The following is a 22963-nucleotide window of genomic DNA, read 5'->3' as shown; positions in this document are numbered from 1 at the left end:
TTTTAAAGACATTTTTGCTTTTATAATCGAAGCCCACCTGATAATTGATATTATTGAATAAATAACCTAAAATACAAATGAAGAATACTACTTATCCGGATAAAACAGTGATCAATTTTTGTCCTACAGGAATGGTTCCAACGAAAGATATGACACCTTTTGTAGCCATTACACCAAGTGAGATCATTGAACAAACGCATGAAGCCTATGAAGTAGGAATTACAATTGCGCATCTGCATGTAAGAGAAGAAGATGGAACACCTACCTATCACAAATCCATGTATAGAGAGATTTTTGAGGGAATCAGAAAACATTGTCCTGATTTAGTGATCTGTGGAAGCAGTTCAGGAAGAAATTTTCCGGAATTTGAGAAAAGGTCCGAAGTGATCGAATTGATGCCTGACATGTGTTCCTTGACTTTGTCCTCTTTGAATTTTGTCAGACAGGCCTCTATGAATGCTCCAGATATGATCATGTCTTTAGCTCAAAAAATGAATGATTTTGGTGTAGTCCCCGAGCTTGAATGTTTCGATTTGGGTATGGTCAATTACGGTAAATATTTAATTTCGAAAAAAATTATTGAGGGACCATTTTATTGGAACCTTTTATTTGGAAACATTGCCGGATTCCAGCCGGATTTCAGTCATATCGGTTTGGCTTTAAAGGAAATTCCAGATGACCATTTTGTTTCCCTTGCTGGTCTTGGAGACTACCAATTGCCTATATCTATGGCTGCTGTTGCGATGGGCTTAGGAGTCCGCATTGGTATTGAAGACAGTATCTGGTGGGATCACAAAAGGGAAAGGCTTTCCAAAAATGTAGATCTGGTAAAGCGAACCCATGATCTGATTCTCATGGCGGGAAAAGAACTGTTTTCTGCCAAAGAGTTTGGTGAATTGGGCTTTTATAACAGGAGAAAAGTCACTGATTAAAATTTTGAAATGAAGCCCTGAAATGTAATCCTAAGTTTAAGTGTCAAGTAAGGACGCACTAGAGTATTGAAGCTTAATGTCTGGCAAGAGTGATGATGCCAAGATGTTAAGCTTCAAATTTTTTTAGCATATCCAGGTTTTCATTGGTGATTAAAAATTCCTTTTGGTTGGAAAAGTCAAAGTCAAGGTATTCATGGATGGATTGAATTAGTTTAATCTTTTTTCCAAAAACTTCGGAAGGCTGCATTTGATCTATTTGATCAAAAACTTCCTCTAAAGATTCAAAAGAATCGTATTTCAAAGAATTAGTATCGTCCAATTTATTTGAGAAATAGCTGTTATAATTGACAACAGGGATGTTTCCTAAAAGGGATGCTTCAATAATTGAATGTGTAAGGGGCATGATGACGCCGGGAAGACTTAAAAAGAAGTCAGAGTCCGTTAATTCATTCAGGTACCTTTGAGGATCTATCTTAAAAACATTGTAGTTGATTTTTAGGACAAGGTTATCTCTAAGTTGAATCTTTCTTATACCTTGATGGTAAAAGACTTCCTGGTCATCGTACTTTTCAAAAAGATATTTAACTGTAGACTGTCTACCTACTACATTAAATTTATCCATTAAAAAACTATCAAACTTTCCATATTCAGGGCTTCGGTGATTTCCGAAGAAGGTAATTACATAGGGCTTATTGGGAGCCCTTTTTCTTTTTAAATCGTATTGACCGAATGCTATCAATGAATCAGGGTAGGGAAAATAAGGAATTGCGTTTGGTAAACTGTATTGTTTTGCCGAAGTGATCGGCTTTATAAGTTTAATGTTTTTAAAGAGCTCACTAAGCTTAGATGAATCTGTGAATATTTGAATTTTTCCAACAGGAAAAAATGGGAAGAACTTGATGTATCTTTGACTCTCACCCAATTCAAGGTAATTGATATAATGTTTTGGGGAAATGCTAAATAAATATGTAACTAATCCTTTTTCGTAAAGATGGTAACTGAGATTTAAAATCGTTCTAAAATTGATTTTTGGATTAAAGATCATTATTAAGACCTTTTCCTTTTCTTTTTCAAAGCTCTTGTTTTTGAAAAAAAATCTTCCTTTCAGCTTTCGTATTTTATTAAATATTTTAATCAGCATTCAGGCTATTTTTTTAGATTTTTAAGGATAATATAGCCCATTCTCAGGTAGTTCTTAGCTAGATGTACTCTATATTGGGTATATCCAATGAGTTTTTCTTCATAGAGATACCTAAACACATGTGAAAAATTACTTTTTGCAATAATATTTTTATTGCCGCTGTTGTGCCCTCCTGAATGGATTCTGTATGCCACTAAATTTTCTTTGGTTATCCAAAATTCTCCTTTGTTTAATAGGTAATGTAATAGAGGCATATCAAACACTCTTGTTTTTAAAATTGCCTTGGAATTTAACAGTGTTGTGATGTCATTCCTGAACAGACGAGACGAACTAGGGCCATAGTGTAATACGCCGCTGTATTTATTTATTTTTTTTATAATCGAAGTATCGTATGTTGAGGTGAATGGCAAAGGTGGGTCTCCATCATAGGTATATATTGTATCACTTCCAGTGATAATACACTCCGGGTTGGCTTCCATAATATCATACTGGATCTGCAGTTTTTTTAAATTGAGAAAATAATCATCTCCGTCGACCACTGCGATATACTTTCCTCTTGCATCCTTGAAATTTTGAAGGTAATTGGCTCTTCCCGACTTTTTATCCTCAATTGTTATTTTTGAACTGGGTTCTCTAAGAAAAAGTCTGATCAGATCCGGATATTTTTCAGCATACTCCACGCAAATTTCTCTTGTACCGTCAGTACTGCAATCCTCGCCAATTAGAATTTCAAAGGGGAAGCTTGTTTCTTGCTTGACTATGGATTCCAGGCAAATACCGATAAATTTAGCATGCTGAAAAGTCTGTATGCATACAGAGACTTCTGGTTTGATTTTATTGACAGGCTTTTGATTTCCTAAATACTCCATTACACATAATATTTGGAAGCATTGTAATTGGCAGAATTCTCCATGATAAAATCTCTGAGTTGCTCCAATCCTGATTCAAGGCTGGTAGTTGGAGTCCAACCTAGCAGTGTCTCTGCTTTGGAATAGTCACAGATTAGCTTCAAGACTTCACTGTTTTCCGGGCGTATTCGGGTGTTTTGCTCTATAACTGGTTTTTGAATTCCTGTAACTTTCTTAGCCAATTCAACTATATCTCCTATGGTGTAGCCTATTCCTGTTCCCACACTGATGACCTCTCCGTTGCTTTTTTCAGACAGACCTGCTAACATGAAACCACGTGCAGTATCTTTCACAAATAGCATGTCCCTGACAGGGGAGAGGGAACCAAGCTTGATTTCATCACAGTTGGCATCCAAAAGTTGGGATAGAATGGTTGGAATTACCGCCCTCATGGACTGTCGGGGTCCGTAGGTATTGAAGGGCCTGAAAATGCAAACGGGCAAACCAAATGACAGGAAGTAACTTTCAGCAATTTTATCAGCACCTATTTTTGTAGCGCTATAAGGAGATTGGCCTTGAAGAGGGTGTTTTTCATCGATCGGGGCATAAAGTGCCGTGCCATAAGTTTCTGAAGTTGAAGTGACCAACAATTTTTCACATTGGTTTTTCCGACAGGCCTCCAGCATATTCAATGTCCCATTGATATTGGTGGAGACATAGGTGGCAGGAGCTATGTAAGAATACGGAATCCCGATCAATGCTGCCAAATGGAAAACTACATGGCAATCTTTGGTGAATTTTTCCATCAAAAATGCATCTGTAACATCTCCGAATACGATTTCAATTTGTCCCAGGATGTCCTTGGATAAATATTGAAGGTTTCCGATGGAGGAAAATGAATTATAATGAGCCAAAGCCCTTACCTGGGCACCGCTTTTCACCAATTCTTCTACCAAATGGCTGCCTATAAATCCAGCAGCTCCTGTCACAAATACTTTTTTGTCTTTATAGTCAATCATTGTTAACATTTTTAAATAATCTTTCAAAATCAAAATTTGCTTTCTCAAAATCCTTAGGCTGTCCAATATCTAACCAATAATCCTCGATGGGATAAGCCGCAACGTTTCCTGATTGGTTAATGATTTTCTCTATTAAATCAGTGATGTCATAATAAGACTTATCTGGTATCAGCCTTAGGGTGTCTGGATTCAAAGCATAGATCCCTCCATTGATGAGAAATCTATAGTGCGGTTTTTCTTCAAGTCCTACTATCTTTCTACCCTCAGTCCTCAATACTCCATAGGGAACCTGATATTTAAAGTTAGCGCAACCTACAGTGAGTTCGGCTAGGTGTTCTAAATGAAACTCAAGTAAATCCCTATAATTAAGCAGGGTGAGTAAGTCTCCATTCATGACTAGAAATGGTTTTTTCAAACTATCTTCCAAAAACTTAACAGCTCCTATAGTCCCCTGTTTCATGAGCTCTTTGTAATAACTTATATTTAATCCAAACCTTGTTCCATCACCACAAAAATCTTCAATATGATCAGATAAGTAATTGGTGCAAAGGATGATATTTTGGAATCCAAACAATTTTAATCGCTCTAAAATAGTCTGTAAAATGGGTTTGTTACCTACCTTGAGCAAAGGTTTGGGTGTGTTTTGAGTCAAAGGGGAAAGACGTTGCCCCCTGCCACCAACCATTAAGACCACATAGTTGTCAATTGGCGGATAGGCTACGCCTTTCTCGATACTTAAAATACTAACAATTTCTTTTTTTGGATTACAGACTGGAATAAGCTTAAAGTTATTCTCCTCAAAAACCGAAATGTTGAAATTCTCGATTTGTAAATCTTCAATATAATAAGGCTTCTGGTTCGAAAATGTAATGGCATTATCTTCCAATTTGGCCCCCTTCAAAAAAGCTCTTCTGATATCTCCATCAGAAAGTGATGCCAATAGCTTATTGTTTTCTCCCATCAAGAAGATAGAGCCTTTTTTATTTTTGTCAATGGCTTGCAAACAATCACTTATCTTGGAGTGACTTGAAAGAGTATAGGGAACAAAGTCCTTGTTATTGATGAGCATCAGCTTTTAATTTTTTAATGTAATCTTCCAAAAGAAACTTTTCTTTGAAACCAGTTAGTGTTCTGAATTTTTGATCCGAAATATCCAAACTGTTCTCCCAGGCTTTCTGATTAGAAAAACGCACTTGAAAATTCAGGTTGAAAATATTTTCAAATTTCCCTATCAGCTCCCTGATACTTAATTCATCCCTGCCTACAAAATTATAGATTTCCTTGTTTTCAAAATTGGTTTTCTGAGCAAGGTTTATAATTCCCATGGCAGCATCTTCCACATGAAGGTAATTTCTGACCATATACCCATCATTATTGAAGTGTAATGACAATTCTCTATTTAAAGCGGATCTAAAAAGGTATGCAAATATCCCTTTTGGCTGCTTTCCCCCATATAAGTTTGAAAGTCGAATAATTGAAAAGCCGGTTTTATCTCCTTTCTCCATCAAAAATTTTTCAGATACTAACTTTAAGGTAGAATAAGGTGTTTCTGGCTGAGGTACAGTAGTTTCATCAAAGCCTTCGCCTGTACCGTATAAATTGACAGTGGAAAGGTGAATCAACTTGGACTTACCAGTGCAAATTTGGATTAAGTTTTCCATCCCTAAGGAATTCAGTTTTAAACAACTGTCTATAGGATTACTGACCTGTCCCGTTAGATTGATAATGAAGTCAAAATCCATATCCCTTATAGCAGAGACATGGCTTTTATTTAAAAGATCCAGCTGAATTATTCCCTTTCCTTTCTCTTTGCTTGAAGAAATAAAAACCTGCTTGAATCCTTCCTGAGATAAACTCAGCTTCAGTTGACTTCCAAGGTATCCGGTGCCCCCAACTAGTAGGATTTTATTCTCCTTCGTAAAAGATTTTTTGGATACTGACATCTTCTAAATTTATACTCTTGAGGGTCTCAATAATTTTTGCAGCAGAGTCCCCTTCACCATAAGGATTTTTGATTACACTGACATTATTCCTGAAATTCTCGTCATAGAGGGCCTTTTTAATAGCTTTTTCTATCTCTTTGTGGTCATTCCTTGTGTCAATTACATTGAAAGCTCTTTCTCTTCCCATCTGTCTGTTACCTATGTTGACAGCTGGAATTTTCATTGTTGGTGTTTCATGGATTCCAGATGAAGAATTTCCGACCAATACCCATGCATTTCTATAAAGGTTGATAAATTTCAGAGTCGGTAGAGAAGGGATCCATTTGAAACCGGATTGTTTGATTTCTTCTATAATTTTAGAATGACCTGCATCATTGTTTGGCAGCAAAAAGACGGTTTGCTCATTCACTTCCTTAAGTGCTTTCAGGGTTTCTCTGATCTGATCAATGGAGGACATGGCCTCAGTGGTTACCGGATGCTGAATTACCAGAATAAAAGGCTTGGAAAAGTCCAGGTCAAATTCCCTTTCAAGTTCTTCTTTTGGTAAATACGGCGTGTTTACCAATACATCAATAGATGGACACCCCACCACAAAGATATCCTTTGGGTTTTCCCCCAATCTTACCAACCTTTCTTTTGCATCTTCAGTAGCGGGAAAATGAATATGAGAGAATTTTGACATAGCGTGACGGATAGCTTCGTCTATACTTCCTGTTACTTCTCCACCCTGTATATGGGCTACAGGAATGTTCATATGTGCTGCGGCAACAGTTACTGCAAAATTCCCACCGATATCAAAGCCGGAAAGAACCAAGTCCGGCTTTGCTTTTTCCAGCTCAAAGGTGACAGCTGTCAGCACCCTTGACATAGCTCTCACCATTTCTGCGCCTGAGTCGTCACCATTCTGCTCAAACATTGGGATCTTGGCATTGATGGTGAAGCCATCTTCTTCAATGTAATTCACATCGCTTCCGTGTAAATCCAGCAGGGTAATCCCTGTGACTACCAAATGAATTTCAAAGAAAGGATCTTCCTTCATTCTTTGAAGTATAGGTCTGTATCTGCTGTAGTCCGCTCTTCGTTCAATAAGTACAAAAACTTTCATATATATGCTCAATTAAAATCTTTCCAATCTAAATGTATATCTGTTTGCAGATCTCTTGTGGCGATTTTACCCAAAAGACTTTCATATTTTTCTGCTAAAATTGCGCCTTTCCCTGGTCTTTTTACCCAAATATTTTCTTTGGTCAATGCTTCTCCTTTTGAAATCGGTTTAATTGTGCATACTGTTGCGAATGCAAAATCAATGGTCGCTTGTTCCTCTTTAGCTGGTTCTTTTTTCCCTCCCAACATTTGATGGATCATCTTAGATCCCTCTATGAGCTCGCGGGTCGCATTTTCATCCATAGAACAGACAATGTCCGGACCCACTCGGTTCATGTGGTCGGTAAAGTGCCTCTCGAGTAAATTGGCTCCTAGGGCCACTGCAGCAAAACATGCATGATTACTGATGGTGTGATCGCTCAAACCCACCGGAATTTCAGGGAAGTGCTGCATCAATTCCTGCATTGCCCCTAATCTGACCAAGTTAGCAGGGGTAGGGTAGAGGTTGGTGGTATGCATCAAAGCTAGCGGAACCTGATGTTTCTGCAACAATGCAACGGATTTTCTCACACTTTCAAGTGTGTTCATTCCTGTGCTCATTATTATAGGTTTCCCAAAGGATGCTATATGATCCAACAAGGGAAGGTTGTTACATTCTCCACTGCCAATTTTAAAGGCTTGTACTCCCATTCTTTGTAAGCGGTCTGCTGCTGCCCGGGAAAAAGGGGTTGAAATAAAAATCATTCCTTTGGCTTCTACATATTCTTTCAGCTTGATTTCATCCTCTTCACTTAAGGCACATCTTTCCATGATTTCATAGATAGACTCTTTGGTATGACCGGGAATGACTTTTTTAGCTTCAGCACTCATCTCATCCGCTACAATGTGAGTTTGGTGCTTTAACACTTCTACCCCTGCACGTTGTGCAGCATCTACCATTTCAAATGCTGTTTTAAGACTTCCTTCATGATTTATTCCGAGTTCTGCAATTACCAAAGGTGGATGTAGGGGACCAATTTTTCTTCCAGAAATTTCTATCTCGAATTTATTCTCCATATTTCTTAATTAAGTTTTCTGCAAAATACAAATCTAAAACATCATCAATGTCTACCTGTGCGAATGGGTGATCAATTACCATAGGAAAGACATCTTCGGTAAGCACTTTTCCTTGAAGGATTTCATTCGCTTTGGTAACATATATGAGTCCGTTTTCATAAAACAAAGGAGTCATGTCTTGGGATCTTTGACCAAAGGTATAATTTTGCGGCTCAAATCTGTTGTTTATTATCTTCCCAAGTTTTTTGTTGGAAGGGCTGAAGCCTGCAAGGCTGTTGCAATTATGATTTTCAAAAAGAGTTGTAGCTTTTTCGATTAGACCATTAGGTCTTAGTGGAGTGGTAGCCTGTAGTAGAATAACAGCATCTACTTTCATTGCACGTTTTAGCATGAAATTAACCTGATTCTTCAGAACATCACCTGTCGAAATGTGGTCTTCACCTAATTCAGGACTTCGATCAAATACCTGTACACCATATTTTTCAGCTTCTTTAGAAATTTTAGCGTCATCTGTATTCACCCAAATTTGCTCTTTGGAAAGTGAGATGTTATTTGATAGCGCATATTCAATAGAAATACCTAATAATGACTTATTATTCAATATTGCGAGGTTTTTTCCAGGAAATCTTTTAGACCCCCCCCTGGCTGGTATAATGATATGGTAATTCATGGGATTTGGAAATCTTACAAAAAAACTATTTTATCAATATAAAAACTCCTGTCTTAATAATTTTTTCGCCACCTCTAGTTTCGAATTCAGCTTTAAAGACATAGTTTCCATTTGGTGTTGGTGCGCCATTTAGTGTTCCATCCCAGCCCTTGTCTTCTAAACTTTCTGTTTTATAGATTAGGTTTCCCCAAGTATTGAAAATGTATAATTCCATTTTTGAAATACCTCGGAATACTGGTTTGAAATAATTATTTTTCCCGTCTTCTTTCAAAGGAGTAAATGCATTTGGAATTATGATTTTATAGTCATCAAAAACTTCAACAATCCTGATAAATTCTGATTGACAGCCATTCGAGTCAATAGTAGTGAGGCGAATCTCATATCTTCCCTTACTTTCAAATTGATGGACAGGGTTCTCTAAATTACTTGTTGTACCATCACCAAAGTCCCAATTCCATATAATGATGTCGCCTTGAGAATCATCAATGAATGAAATCTCTTCTCCAATATTTATGTCCTGATTGACCAATTCATTTCCAGGTGAAATCTCAATAGAATAATCAAAATACGCAGATACTTCTGTTTCAGAAATTAGTACCAAAATCCTTTCTTCTACCGTTAAGCAATTACTGTCCCTGAATTTCATTTGAACGAGATAAGTCCCCGAGGTAGAAACCTGTTTTAATTCTTCAGTTCTCAAATTATTTCCACTCGGACTTTTTACTATGTATTCATAAATTTGAGGGTTAAATCCTTCAATAAATTGGGTTAAGTCCACCGTTTGTGTTGGATCGCATACTATAGAAGGATTAGACGTTCTTAATTGTGGTAAAGGATCAACTTTAACCAAGACCTCTTTCAACTCTCCACTACAGATTCCATCTCCTGACACATCTACAAAATATGAAAAAGGTGTATTGTTGGATGCTAATCCTACAATTTCCAATAGCCCATTATTGGCCAAATTATAACTAACTCCATCTATTTCGGTATTGCCAACCGTTATTTCTTGCTGACCTTCTGCATCAAAGTACCAATTGAAAGTAGGTGATAGGCTAGTATTTGGAATTGAAGGTGACAAAATGGCATTTTCACCTTCACATATCTGTACATCTTCTACATTAATTGGCGTGGGGCTGTCTATAATCTCCTGTTGGTCAGTTAGAATAAATATACAGCCTGAATCATCCTGTATTTCAATAGTATAACTGCCTACTGTCAATCCGCTTACTGTATACCTATTGCCTTCCCACTGGGGATTTGCATTGATATTGTTCCCATTTTCATCTTTTAGGGTCAAGGTGTAGGGTGCATATCCACCTTCCACTGTACCTCTGAGCTGTCCATTTGCTTCACCGCAAGATGAGTCAACAGTAGAGGTGTTGGATACATCAAGGGCCTGTTGCGGACCTACAATAACCAAATCTTCACCTAATGTGAATGTACAGCCAGAACCATGTTGCGCAGTAAGGGTATAGGTTCCAGGCGCCAAACCTTCAATCCTGTTGTCTGGATAAGCTTCAAATGCTCCTCCATTGATACTGTATGTGATATTTCCTGCAGCAATCAAAGGATTTATGACAATTGAACCACCCTCACCAAAACATGATTCATTTTCAACCACTGCCGTAAATTGAGGGTCTGGATAAACTTGAACGATGACTTCTTGGACATCTCCTTCACAGATATCCGGACCTTCTACCGTAGCAAAGAAGGTATGGTCACCTAAAGGCAATCCACTAACCTGCAGTTCACCGGATTCGGATATTTGATAAGCAATATCACCATCCACCTGTCCATTGCTAATTTCATTTGCCGGATCATAGGTGTTGGCAAACCATCTGAAGCTCTTAGGATCAGCCGGTGGATTAATGTCAACAGGAATGTTGACCGTTTCTCCATCACAAATTTCAAAAACCGGGTCTACAATAATTTCTGTAGGACCATCCTCAATTTCAACAGTGTCTGTCAATACTTTAAAACAACCCTCAGCATCGTTGACTTCTATCTGATAAGTTCCTGAAACCAGGTTTGAGAAAGTATATTGATTTTCGGAAATTGACACTGAAGTTGATTCATTGTTATTCAAGTTCAAAATGGTTAAGGTATAATCCTTCCATCCTCCAGCAATGTCAACTTGTATAAAGCCGTCAGGGACTCCACAAGCAGCATCTTTTTGACCTGAGAGTGATATCATCAATTCCTCAGCTCCTTCCACTGTTAATGAACTTTCTTCTGATTGGCAATCGTACTCTGATCTTGTTGCTAAAGTATAAGTTCCTGGTGTAAAGGTTCTTGCCTCCAATTCCTCACGGCTTTCCCAGTCTCCACCATTTATTGAAAATTCCAACCCTGGAACCCATCCATCTGTAACTAATATTCTTCCATCATTTTCACCGAAACATGTTTCTCTGTTTACTTCAAAAGAAGGAGCAGGTGTTGGATGCACTATAACTTCTACCGGTATTTCTACCCCAGTACATACCACATAAAAATAGTAAGTGTAAGTTCCCGGGACTAAACCCGTAATTGTCAATTGAGGGTTAATCCAATTCGAGTCATCAATACTGTAAGTAATATCTGGATTTTGGGGATCATCCCCGTTTTCAATCAACCCGGATTGACCTGGTGATGTATACCATGCCACATCTGTTCTTGCAGCAGGTGGCAAGCTGGGGTCGGGAGCAAGGTGGACTGGAGCTATTTCTACAGGTAATCCTTCGCAAACATTCATTGCGGGCACAATAGAATATTCTGGATCAGATGCCTTTCCAACCTCAAACTCAAACACTTCACCACACCCTTCTATGTCATTTACTATCAAGAAATAAGTGCCAGGAGAAAGATCATTTATCCCTGTCAATTGTCCATTAAACAATTCACCAGTAACAGGATCGTCTTTTCTCCATTCGAAGGTATAGTTTCCATATCCCCCCGAAACTTCTAAATTTTGTACACTGCCGTTAGAAAGTCCACAAGAAGTTCTGATAATATCTGGAGTATTGATCTGAATTTCTTCATCCGGACCTTCTATCAAAATATCACTTTGGCTTTCTTCACAGCTATCACTTTGGCTATTGTCTCTCACATAGACAGTATAGTTTCCTACTGGAAGCCCATCAAAAACAAGATCGTCTTGCCAATCTATACCATTTAAACTTAGCTCATAAATTCCTGTTCCTCCTTGGATATTACTTACTGTAATACTTCCATCTTCATCACCAAAGCAGGTAATGGCTTGTGGTTCGATATCAAAGGTGATTTCCTGTAGTACATTTACAGAAGCCAAAGTGACCTGTCCACAAATCTGTGGGCCTGAAATGCGTAGATAATATTCATAATCTCCAACATCTAAACCCGTGATAGTCAAGATGCCTTCATCGGTAATTTCGTATGAAACTTCACCATCGGAAGTTCCGGTAAGTATTTGTTGGCTTAACGAAGAATCTTTGTACCAACGTAATTCTGGTGAAGCACCAGGCGGTATGGTTAAATCCGGCGATAGCACCGCGCTTTCTCCTTCGCATAGCTGAACGCTTAAGGGTTCGGAATCTATAGGGAATCCATCATCGTTATTCAAATTAAAAATTACTGTATTTGGTATGGCGCAACCATTTCCATCTTCAATAGCCACACTGTAAGCACCTGGCGCAAGGTTTTGAATTGAATAGGTATTCCCATTTATTTGAAAATCATAATCTTCAATAGGAGAATTATTAACCAAGACAGCAAAGTCAAGGGTCCCACCATTGATCTGGAAAATGATTTCCCCATTATTTTCTCCACAAGTAGGATTCTCAGAGTCAACTGGATCTAAAGTCAAAGGATTCGGTTGATCAATAGTTACTACCACTTCAACAGGACAAGGTGCGCCATCCTCTTGTATTTGTATAGTATATGTCCCTGCTACTAGATTGCTAAAGTTGCCATCATTCTTTACCTCTCCCGTTTCTATTATGGTAAAGGTAAAATTTCCATCCAATTCATTTTCAAGAATAATTGTACCATCACTCCCAGCATTACATGAAACATCAGTTATTGCAAATTCAGCTTCAGGAATATCAAATACTTTTACTGTGGCAAACATTTCAGGGCCTGGGCATACGCCTTGTCCAATCACTTCAGCGCTGTAGGTATAAGGGGCAACAGAATGGTTCAGCCCTGTAATTTCAAGCCTATTTCCATTGATGGCATGATTAGCTCCGTTTATGGTGGTGTTATTTTCAATTAAAATAAAATTTCCTGGTGCAGATTGGTCTTCTACTTTCCATACATATTCCGGGATAGCTCCTGCCAAGACCACAGTCTCCACTTCAAGAACAGCCATTTCTCCTTCGCAAATTGCAATATCTACTAAAGAGAACTCGGGTACTTCTTGAGCTGTTAGGGTGAAATTTACTGTTTTAAAACAGTCGTTTTCGTCAAAAACTTCTAACTCATAGTTGCCAGGGGCCAAATGTATCAACCTGTAATCATTGGTGCCAAGGGTTTCGAAATTATCATCCTGTTCTGTAATTTCAGTTCCATTTAAAACAAATCGGTAGCCATTATTTACCAGTGTTCCCCCATCTACAAGAAAACTAAATGACCCATTGTCTTCGTTACAAGATGGCTCTACCAACATGTCTTCCTGAACGATCAATTCCTCTACTACTTCAGGGACTGTAACTTCAATTTCACTGCTACATAACGTAGTTATATTTCTGACCTCGATGGTATAGGTGCCTGAACTTATTCCCTCATCAAAAATAAATTTACCAACTTCCCAGTCAGTGAGCCCTTGTATTCTGAATTCAAAGTCATTGTTGTCTCCATTGGTAACATTGATCTCTACCAGGCCTCCCACTTCACCAAAGCATTTGGCACCTTCCTCCCTGATGACCTCTAATTCAGGCTGTGGATTCACGCTGAATTGCACATCGAAATCCTGGTCACAGGAATCTTCACCTCTTAATTCAAGGATGAAGTTAAAATCTCCTTCATTCAAACCCGATACTGTAAGGTGCGGTGGGGTAAGGTTATTGTTGTCGTGGTCAATTAGCGTATAGTCAACACCTGCAATGGTAGCACTTGAAGTCAGCCTTTCTCCTGAAGGAATGATCCAAGCGTATTCAGGACTGGTCATCAGTCCGGTATTGGTAAGCTCAGGGATAATAGAAATTAGGGGTACATTTTCGCAAAACTCCGGATCAACGGAAATTGAAATCTCAGGCTTGGGAATAGTTGAAATTACCGCAGGTTCACTTTGGAAAGTTTCACAGGCCCTACTGTCAGTGACCAATAGAACGTATTCCCCTTCTTCTAGGCCAGTAAAGGAAAATACGTCTCCATTTTGGGTAAAACCTATGGTATTGATGTCTACAGATGTCCCGTCTTTACTTAGGGAAATAATATTATATGGAGCAGTCCCACCTGTTACCAACCAATCTACGCTCGCATCATCCGGGCTACAGGTAACATTTTTCTGAGCTGAAATATTAAGGATAATGGGCTCAGGTCCAGAAATGGTCTCTTGCCCAAACTCCTCACATCGAGGGCCACTGGCTACCCTGATTTCATAGGTGCCTACCGGAACTTGGGTGAATTCGTAATTGGTATCTTGGATATTTGTAGGACTGGTAAACATAACCGATCCATCTTGAATCAATTCATAGGTGTAATTTCCGCTACCATCCTGCACCTGGATTTGTATACTTCCTCCCTCTTCGAAACATAATTCATCTACACTACTTGTACTCAAGATCTGAAGTGGAAATTCTATAGGTAGAATTGTGAAAGGAATGTCATGTCTGAATAGCGGAGTTCCATCACTTCCAGGCTGCCCTTCTCTGAATTCATCACCAATCTGAAATCTGTAGTCTCCAGCGAGTAAATTACCTTGAATTATTTCGGGAGCACCAGCTGGAATCGGAGTCCAATCAGTAGCAGGATATACCTGATCCCCGTTGCTGTCAACAATTCTCCACTTCTCGTCACCCAAAACATTACTTGGATCTAAAATTACTCTAACGATACCTTCTTCAATACAATCTTCCCGGATGGAAATCAGATCGGGTTCTATATTCCTGACCAATCTGATTTCAATTGCCTCCTGAGATGTATTGATACATCCTTTATCGGTTTCGATTTCTACAGTGTAGCTACCTGGTGCAGTAGCACCCTCGGCCACATAAAAATCCTGAGTAGCGCCGGGGATTTCATTTCCATCTTTGAACCATTGATACTGAAACCCCGTCTCTTTTGGCTCAACATCAAATCGTACCAGAATATCATTTTCTTCAAAGTCTTCCCAGATTAGGGGGTCTATTGTTTCTATGGTCGGGATTGGAAGCGGGTTAATTGTGATAGTGATTGGCTTAGGAAGTGAAACCTGGCCGAAATTGTCAACAATGGTATAGTAAACAGTAACTTCCCCTGAAAAGCCAGGATTTCCTGTGAATTTTACTTTAGGAGTTTCAATCCCATTTTCCGAAACAAGAAAAACTTCAAAAGTACCTTCTTCTACATTCTTTGATAAGTTTTCGGGTCTACACAAAAAGTCCTGACAAGTTCCAAAAGGACAGTAATTATTTGGATCGCCACTGTCATCACTAGGGAATATACTCGTTGCCGACGCATTCGTTGCAGCATCCAATGCTTCTTGTTCGGTTTCATAAAGCTGAACACAACGGATAAAGGCATTATCTGCGTCATTGAGTAGTTCAACATCAAGAATGAATTCATTTTCCTCCCCTTCACAAACTTCTGCTTCAAGTGGCTCCGTCTCAGGCTTTCTTAATGCTTCTTCATCAGAAACTTCAACCCTAACATTTCTTATATCATGGAAATTAACATTGTTTCCCGTGGCCCCGGCAAATCCCACCTTTAAGAGATTAGGTGCTTTGAAATTATATTCTACAGGAGTGTCGAAAATTTGAATGATCCTTGGCCCAAACCCATCCCCTAAGTTAACCAACATAAAAATCTGAATATCAAATTTTGTTGGCCTTCCTGTTGCATCCAGGCTACTTTCATCCGGATTCAAGTCAATAAAAACTTTTCGATAGCCTTCATCGAGACAGGACTCCGGGCTTGTTGAACTGAATGCATCGATCGTAAATCTCGGATATTTATCATTTAAAAAGAATCTTTCATCAAGATTTTGATACACATCCAGATCTTGTGCAAAAAACCATGGAGGACCAGCGTATAAAAATCCCAACCCGTTATCGGTAGGGTAATTGTTTAAGATTTTTCCATCAACAAATCCATAACTTTTATAACGATTTACCCCAACTAAAGCATTGTTTCGATCTCTAGTATAAAAAGGTTCATCAGTCCCATCCACCGGCCCCCTAATTACTACGCTATGGGGATAAAATTTTCCATTGGCTCCTGAAGTTGTATATTCATCCGGATCCAAAAAACTACCATATTTCCCAAATGCTGAGTTGCCAAAGTTTCCTAATTCATCAAATCCAATCCCTAAATATCCACCTTTAATTCCTGGAAAATTAACACCTCCTCCTTTGAGAGGAGTGTATCCGAGGGCTCCTCCATATCCTCCAATTTCAAAATTTGGTGCAACCTGCCCCAAGGCTCCATCAAACATAAAAAAACTCAATCCATCTGCCCTGACTGGGTTTGAAGAGCCATAACTGAAATACTCGAAGGAAACCTTTAAGCCAAATCTAGAAGGAAATGGAATATCTACATAAACGTAGCCATTTTGATTATTTGTGTTTCTAGTTAACCTTAGTACACCGTCGCCGTTTGGATCTTCATTGTTATCCACTGTTAAATAGGCATCCCCTTCAATTACAGTGTTAGCTCTTGTAGAAGATTCCGTAAATGACTCACAATAAGGAAAGCCATCTCTTATGTCTATAACTATCGGGTCATTGTCAGATTGTACAAAGGGAATTGGAACAGTTTCACTTTGATTTATCTGTAAAGTTCTAATTCTGTTCTCTGGTACATCCTCGGCCTTTGAAAAATATGGGAACCACTGCTGTCCTTCTCCTTTTAAGCTTAAAACAGCATAGCTGCTTAGGCTGATAAAAAGAAATGCGCAGAGATAAAGTATTTTTTGTTTCACTTAGTTCCGTCTTTAAAGTAGGCTTAGGGCATTAAATCACAATCATCCTGCCAAACAAATGTAAGAGAAAGCTGAATACAGAAAAATATTTTCATTTGATTTGTTATCAAAAGTGAACCCGAAAAGCCTTTTTTCAAAAGTTTAAAGAATGAATCAACATTTTGAAAATGTTTGGAGTCTTTTAGGCTGAATCTTTTAATTTCAAATGCTTTGAAAGAATTGCCTTAAGGTGCATCTTTGAAGCTTAATTGAAAACGTAAAAGGCTTTAATTGCATTATTGCTCGCGTAATTACCGGGCTAGCATTCTTCGAAGTTACGATAGTATTTTATTTAGGATGAGACATTAAATGGATTCAAAGGAAGATTCAAAAGCTAGAAAAATTTTAGGTATTTCTGCTTTTTACCATGATTCTGCAGCGGCCGTGATAGAAGGGGGTAACATCATTGCAGCTGCACAGGAAGAACGGTTTACAAGGACAAAACATACCCCTGATTTCCCAATAGAGGCAATTAAGTATTGCTTGGAGGAGTCTGGCTTTTCAATTTCAGAGTTGGACGCAATTGTTTTTTACGATAAGCCTTTGTTGAAATTCGAAAGGTTATTGGAAACTTATTATGGTTTCGCTCCAAAAGGATTTCTATCTTTTTCGAAGTCCATGCCTGTTTGGTTAGACGAAAAGCTCTTTTTAAAGAAAAAAATTTATGAGGGATTGGCCGAAATTGAAGATTTCAATAAAAAAGACTTGAACCTTTTATTTTGTCCTCATCACCTTTCCCACGCAGCAAGTGCTTATTTTACTTCAAATTTTTCTGAATCAGCTATTTTGACTATTGACGGGGTAGGAGAGTGGTCAACCGCGTCGATCAGTCATGGAAAAAACAATGAAATCATAGAGAAAAAATCATTGAACTTTCCTCATTCTGTAGGTTTATTGTATAGCGCTTTTACATATTTTCTTGGATTTAGGGTTAACTCAGGAGAATATAAGTTGATGGGGCTTGCACCTTATGGAATTTCAGATTCGAAACAGACAAAAGAATTTGAACTGATCATTCGAGAGAGTATAATTAAAATTTTCGATGATGGTTCGATATGGCTAGATCAAGATTATTTTGATTATGCAACTGGACTAAAAATGATCGTTGAATCCAAATGGGAAAAACTTTTTGGATTAAAAACAAGAAAACCAACTGATGAAATTCAGCAAATGCATTGTGATTTAGCGCTTGCAATTCAAAGGGTTACAGAGGATATTGTTTTAAAGATGGCATTAGAAGCTAAACGCCTGACGGGTTCCAAGAATCTTTGTATGGCCGGGGGAGTGGCATTGAATTGTGTAGCCAATGGCAAAATCGTAAAAGAGAAAATATTTGAAAATGTCTACATACAGCCTGCGGCAGGAGATGCAGGTGGAGCACTTGGGGCTGCATTGGCTATTCACCACATTTTTTATGGGAATAGTAAGCTTTTAAGCGAAAAATATGATCAGATGAAAGGTTCCTATTTGGGGCCTGAATACTCTTCCAAAGAAATTATTCAAGTTTGTAAGAAAAATAAGGCGGTATATTCCAAGTTTGATGATTTTCAGAAATTGTGTGAGAAAATCGCAGGTCAGATTGCAGACGGAAAGGTAGTTGGGTGGTTTCAAGGTAGGATGGAGTTTGGCCCAAGAGCATTGGGAAACAGAAGTATTCTAGGAGATGCCAGAAATCCAGAAATGCAGAAAAAGCTTAATTTGAAAATCAAATATAGAGAAGGCTTTCGACCATTTGCACCTTCTGTACTCGAAGAGGACAGAACTATTTTTTTTGATTTAGAGGATGTCTCTCCTTACATGCTTCTCGTGGCACCTGTCAAGGAAAGTAGAAGAAAAGATCTGCCTCCAAATTACCACAATATGGATTTATGGGAGAGATTATACCATCCTAGGAGTGATGTTCAATCCATTACACATTTGGATTACTCCGCTAGGATTCAGACAGTAACACCAGACACTAATTCAAACTATTATAATTTAATAAGTGAATTTAAAAAATTGACTGGTTATGGTTTATTAGTCAATACAAGTTTCAATGTACGGGGGGAACCTATAGTTTGTACGCCGGAGGATGCTTACAGGTGCTTTATGAGTACAGATATGGATTACCTAGTGATTAATGACTTTGTATTTAGAAAAGAAGATCAACCAGACTGGGAAAATAAATCCAAGTGGATGTTGGAATTTAAGGAAGATTAGACCTGAAAATGAAAGAAACAATTAAAAATTTCTGGAATATTACTGTCCCAGTAGTCTTCGTATTGTTTGTACTGGTGGAGATTATTCTTTCTGCCTTTTTTTGGGTAGAAGATCCTTATAAATCGATAAAAAACCCTGTAGAAACGTCTCCATACATTAGATCACAATTTAAACCCAACCTTAAATTAGAATTTGAGGTAGACAGGTTTTTGTCAGATATGGATGAAAAAGTCCACTTTTCCACCAATAACTACGGTTTTAGAGGTGACTCAATTTCACCAATTAAAAGTGAAGATGAGTTTAGGATCTTCCTTTTTGGAGGAAGTACTATGGAAAACATGTTTATTGATGACTCAAGGTCTATAGAGAAGGTTTTGCAACTAAGGCTAAACGATAAATACGGAAAAACAGTAAAAGTCTTTAACGCAGCCAAATCTGGGGATGCAAGCCCTGACCATCTTGCCATGCTGGTTCACAGAGTAATACATTTAGAACCAGACTTGATTGTTTTTTATGCAGGTTTTAATGATTTAACCCGTGTAATTTCTGGGTATGATTTTCTTCACCTTCAAAAAAATGAAAAAAGTTCATCGGCATCATGGACTCTTGGGTTGAAGCTTTTTCTCAGCAACTTTCAGGTATACAGAAGGATTCATAATGTTGTGCAGAATATTCAAAATCCAAATATCTTAGAGGATATCCATTTGATTAACAACTACAAGGAAAAAATTGAGTTCGTCCAAAAGCATAGAATTGAAGTGAAGCTTGATAAAGGTTTTTCCTATGAGAGTTATCAAAACAATTTAAAATCATTTATTGGAACTTGTCAATCTAATGGAGTGGAGGTAGTAATCCTAACTCAGGCTTCTTCTTGGGGAGCACCAGAAAAATTTAAGGAAATTAGAGAATTTCATTGGATGAATTTTATCGATGGGAAAAGGATAAAGGATGAAGAATTGGCCATTGAATTAGATAAAATCAATGAAATTAATAAAAAAGTAGCACTTGAAAACGATATAGGATTGTTGGATATCGAAAAGAAAATACCCAAAAGTTTAGATTATTTCTATGATGATTGCCACTTCAATAAGAAGGGTGTTGAAGTGTTTTCAAATTATTTGTATAATTTCGTTCTTGAAAAAAATTTGATACCATAATGGATTTGATTAAAGATTTATTTCAATTTCTAAAGCAAAGGAAAAAATTTTGGTTGTTTCCTGTGATTTTCATCCTTTTATTACTAGGGTTTCTCATTGTTTTTGGAGGGAGCAGTGCCCTAGCTCCATTCATTTATACCTTGTTTTAAGTTGATATGAAAAAGGATAAAGAACTGGAAGCCATATTGGTCATAACTCTTGGGTTTATGATCGTTTACAAGGTTTTTGAAACTGAATGGCTTTTTTTCACTGCTTTGGCTATTGGTATTTTAGGTACTTTCATTAGTTTTTTTAGAAAATACTTGGTTTTATCATGGATGAGGTTGGCTTCAATTTTAAATATGATTGTCCCAAAACTTCTTTTGGGATTAATCTTTTATTTGGTTTTATTTCCAATGAGCATATTTTCAAAACTGTTTAGAAGCGATAATCCTATTGTCTTGAAAAAGCCTGAATTAACTAATTTTACCGATTCCAATAAAAAATTTAATAATAATGATTTTTTAAATACTTGGTGATATTTTAAGAAAAGTGTCACCTTTTAATCTAAAGACCCTTTTAATTTGCTATTAAGCTTTTGTAGTTTTCGGTAAATTGCAAAATAAGATTATTAAGGAATCAAATGGAGGTAAGATATTTAGTTGTTTTTTGTATTTTAACAATAGTTTCTATCATTTACTATGGTTTTGCGAAAAGCTTAGGCATAGTTGACAAACCCAATCACCGATCCTCCCATACCCGAGTAACGGTAAGGGGAGGAGGAATCATCTTTCCTATTGCTGCTCTCCTTTGGTTTCTGATTTTTGACTTTCAGCATGCTTTGATGATACTGGGACTGGTACTTATAGCAAGTATTAGCTTCCTAGATGATATCTATTCTCTAAATCGGAAAATCAGGTTTTTCACCCAATTTTTGGCGCTTTCTCTGGCTTTCTATGACTTGAGACTATTCCAACATCTCGATTGGTACCTTCTTCCCATCTTTTACTTTGTAGCCTTGGGTATTATCAATGCCATCAATTTTATGGATGGAATCAATGGGATTACAGGGCTGTATTCCTTAGTGTTTTTTGGTACCCTTCTGGTTTTGCATCAAAACATGCCGATCTTTGAAGAAGAATTGATCAATTATCAGATTTTGGCTATTCTGGCTTTTTTGATTTTTAATCTGCGAAAAAAAGCACTCATGTTTGCCGGGGATATTGGGAGCATTTCCGTTGCCTATCTGATGATCTATTTTATGACCCAATGGTTCCTCAATGGGGGAGGTTGGACCGTCATTCTTATTTTACTAATTTTCGGAGCAGACGTATTCGTAACTATGGCTACCCGCTTGCTCAACAGGGAGCGGTTGACTGAGCCCCATCGTAAACACCTTTACCAACTCCTGGCCAACGAAGGCAAAATTCCCCATATTCCCGTGGCTATTCTTTTTGCGGTATTGCAGGGAATTTTCAATTATTTTGTTTTTATCCGAACGGAAACAACTCCCAGTACGCTCCAAGGCTTGGGAATAATCCTCACCACCGGCCTTTTTTATATCCTGATCAAACAAACTCTTAAGAAGAGATTTTCCAAGGCTGAGCAAGGAAGCTGATCTCAGCAATTTTTTATTCCTGGACTAGACTAAAAATCCCCATTTCAACATCCACAAAAAAAGCTTCCGGAAACCGGAAGCTCTTTGGTTGGCGTATTGCCGAATTTAAAACTTAACGTCTTTAAATTTCGGGCTTTATTATGTCCCAAAAAATACCCAGTTCTGGGTATTTTTTGCCCCTTTTATTTTCTTAGGTCTAGATTATTATTAGTTTGAGCGGCAGATTTTGAATCTTGAATCCAAAACCAATCCCGTATCTATTTCTTTTTAAAACTTATTCCAATCATAATTTTTATAATTTCCTTTATTAAGCGGACCACTGCCCATCAATTCCCCAAATCCCCAATTCCCATTGACAGAACTTAACCCTTAACAATCCGAAAACGAGACTTTAATCTTCAACCTATTCAGTTAAACAGTTCCTCAGTTCCCCAATTCGACAATTCCCCGATTGATTGTAAATCGTAAAAAGTAAATAGTAATCAGTGTGGAACCACAGCTTAACCGATTAACTCTTAACCCTTAACCAAAATAGTATGCAGTCGCAGTTTTCATTTCAGCACGAATTAATCATTAACCCTTAACAGTCTGAAAACGAGTATTTAATCTTCAACCTATTCAGTTAAACAATACATCAGTTCCCCAATTTGACAATTCCCCGATTGATTGTAAATCGTAAGAAGTAAATAGTAAACAGTGGAGAAACCCTGCTTGCCCGCCGTGGCGGGAACCCATAACCCTTAACCAAAATAGTAGGCAGTCGCAGTTTTCATTTCAGCACGAATTAATCATTAACCCTTAACACTCTGAAAACGAGACTTTAATCTTCAACCTATTCAGTTAAACAGTTCCTCAGTGGATTTACTACAAAAAACTGGACAATATTTTTAAGCCTGTTTTTGAATTGATTTAATGCCGCCTGCCGCGGGGCTACTCAACTAATCAGTGGGATTTAGAAAAAAAATCCCCCTGATTAGTTCGAGTTCAGTTTTCTTCATGCGGCCTTTGTTTTTGTTGTTTCTCCGAACTGCTCAGGAGTGAGGTAATTCAGGTAGGAATGTTTTCTTTCTTTGTTGTACCAGATTTCGATGAACTCAAAGAGTTCAACCTGTATCTGTCTAACGTTCAATACCGGAAGCTGGTAGATCAGCTCAGATTTGATGATTTTAAAGAAGTTTTCT

At 37.8% G+C, this 22963-nt stretch carries 16 protein-coding genes; 6 read left to right on the top strand and 10 right to left on the bottom strand.

Annotated features, from left to right (window positions below):
• Window positions 1-77: 77 nt before the first annotated feature.
• Window positions 78-932: a beta-keto acid cleavage family enzyme gene (locus BM043_RS17285; protein WP_092793958.1), complete on the top strand. Its 855-nt coding sequence runs from the start codon at window positions 78-80 to the stop codon at window positions 930-932.
• 106 nt (window positions 933-1038) lie between these two features.
• Here the strand turns inward: BM043_RS17285 and BM043_RS17280 are convergent, their stop codons facing one another.
• From BM043_RS17280 to BM043_RS17240, 9 genes are read right to left on the bottom strand one after another with little or no spacing between them, the layout of a single operon-like run.
• Window positions 1039-2073 (bottom strand): hypothetical protein, encoded by a 1035-nt coding sequence (locus BM043_RS17280; protein WP_092793956.1) that lies wholly within the window; start codon window positions 2071-2073, stop codon window positions 1039-1041.
• Between the two features lie 5 nt (window positions 2074-2078).
• A complete protein-coding gene (locus BM043_RS17275; RefSeq protein WP_092793954.1) occupies window positions 2079-2942 on the bottom strand; it encodes a glycosyltransferase family 2 protein in 864 nt (287 codons plus the stop codon).
• Complete coding sequence (locus tag BM043_RS17270; protein WP_092793952.1) at window positions 2942-3940, bottom strand: GDP-mannose 4,6-dehydratase; 999 nt, start codon at window positions 3938-3940, stop codon at window positions 2942-2944. The genes BM043_RS17275 and BM043_RS17270 overlap by 1 nt, the downstream gene beginning before the upstream one ends.
• Window positions 3933-5009, bottom strand: coding sequence for a nucleotidyltransferase family protein (locus BM043_RS17265; protein WP_092793950.1), 1077 nt, complete (start codon window positions 5007-5009; stop codon window positions 3933-3935). Before BM043_RS17265 ends, BM043_RS17270 begins: the two co-directional genes overlap by 8 nt.
• The gene (locus BM043_RS17260) at window positions 4996-5883 is read right to left on the bottom strand and encodes an NAD-dependent epimerase/dehydratase family protein (protein ID WP_092793948.1); all 888 of its coding nucleotides are present in this window, start codon (window positions 5881-5883) and stop codon (window positions 4996-4998) included. Before BM043_RS17260 ends, BM043_RS17265 begins: the two co-directional genes overlap by 14 nt.
• The gene (gene neuC, locus BM043_RS17255) at window positions 5846-6988 is read right to left on the bottom strand and encodes a UDP-N-acetylglucosamine 2-epimerase (RefSeq protein ID WP_092793947.1); all 1143 of its coding nucleotides are present in this window, start codon (window positions 6986-6988) and stop codon (window positions 5846-5848) included. Before neuC ends, BM043_RS17260 begins: the two co-directional genes overlap by 38 nt.
• A gap of 8 nt (window positions 6989-6996) precedes the next feature.
• A complete protein-coding gene (locus tag BM043_RS17250; protein ID WP_092793945.1) occupies window positions 6997-8043 on the bottom strand; it encodes an N-acetylneuraminate synthase family protein in 1047 nt (348 codons plus the stop codon).
• Window positions 8033-8713 carry an acylneuraminate cytidylyltransferase family protein gene (locus BM043_RS17245; RefSeq protein ID WP_092793943.1) on the bottom strand — a complete coding sequence of 227 codons (681 nt, stop codon included), beginning with the start codon at window positions 8711-8713 and terminating at the stop codon, window positions 8033-8035. The genes BM043_RS17250 and BM043_RS17245 overlap by 11 nt, the downstream gene beginning before the upstream one ends.
• 25 nt (window positions 8714-8738) lie before the next feature.
• Window positions 8739-16790, bottom strand: a complete 8052-nt coding sequence (locus BM043_RS17240; protein WP_092793941.1) for a PKD domain-containing protein — start codon at window positions 16788-16790, stop codon at window positions 8739-8741.
• Between the two features lie 348 nt (window positions 16791-17138).
• Here BM043_RS17240 and BM043_RS17235 point away from each other — a divergent pair, with 348 nt between their 5' ends.
• The 5 genes from BM043_RS17235 (at window position 17139) to BM043_RS17220 (ending at window position 21782) form a co-directional block, all read left to right on the top strand.
• Window positions 17139-19028 (top strand): carbamoyltransferase family protein, encoded by a 1890-nt coding sequence (locus tag BM043_RS17235; protein ID WP_092793939.1) that lies wholly within the window; start codon window positions 17139-17141, stop codon window positions 19026-19028.
• Window positions 19029-19036: 8 nt separating this feature from the next.
• Window positions 19037-20185 (top strand): SGNH/GDSL hydrolase family protein, encoded by a 1149-nt coding sequence (locus BM043_RS17230; RefSeq protein ID WP_092793937.1) that lies wholly within the window; start codon window positions 19037-19039, stop codon window positions 20183-20185.
• Window positions 20185-20334 carry a DUF5989 family protein gene (locus BM043_RS19740; RefSeq protein WP_245753071.1) on the top strand — a complete coding sequence of 50 codons (150 nt, stop codon included), beginning with the start codon at window positions 20185-20187 and terminating at the stop codon, window positions 20332-20334. The genes BM043_RS17230 and BM043_RS19740 overlap by 1 nt, the downstream gene beginning before the upstream one ends.
• Window positions 20335-20340: 6 nt before the next feature.
• Entirely contained in the window at window positions 20341-20703 is a 363-nt protein-coding gene (locus tag BM043_RS17225) for a hypothetical protein (RefSeq protein WP_092793935.1), read from the top strand.
• A gap of 104 nt (window positions 20704-20807) precedes the next feature.
• Window positions 20808-21782 (top strand): MraY family glycosyltransferase, encoded by a 975-nt coding sequence (locus tag BM043_RS17220; protein WP_092793930.1) that lies wholly within the window; start codon window positions 20808-20810, stop codon window positions 21780-21782.
• A gap of 994 nt (window positions 21783-22776) precedes the next feature.
• On the opposite strand, the gene BM043_RS17215 is transcribed toward BM043_RS17220, so the two are convergent.
• A partial coding sequence (locus tag BM043_RS17215) for an IS3 family transposase (RefSeq protein WP_143189540.1) occupies window positions 22777-22963 on the bottom strand: 187 nt, incomplete at its 5' end.

The organism is Algoriphagus hitonicola (genome assembly GCF_900113375.1).
In the GTDB taxonomy this organism is placed as follows: domain Bacteria; phylum Bacteroidota; class Bacteroidia; order Cytophagales; family Cyclobacteriaceae; genus Algoriphagus; species Algoriphagus hitonicola.
Note: the sequence above shows the minus strand (reverse complement) of the source record. Positions and strands in the feature narration are given on the sequence as shown.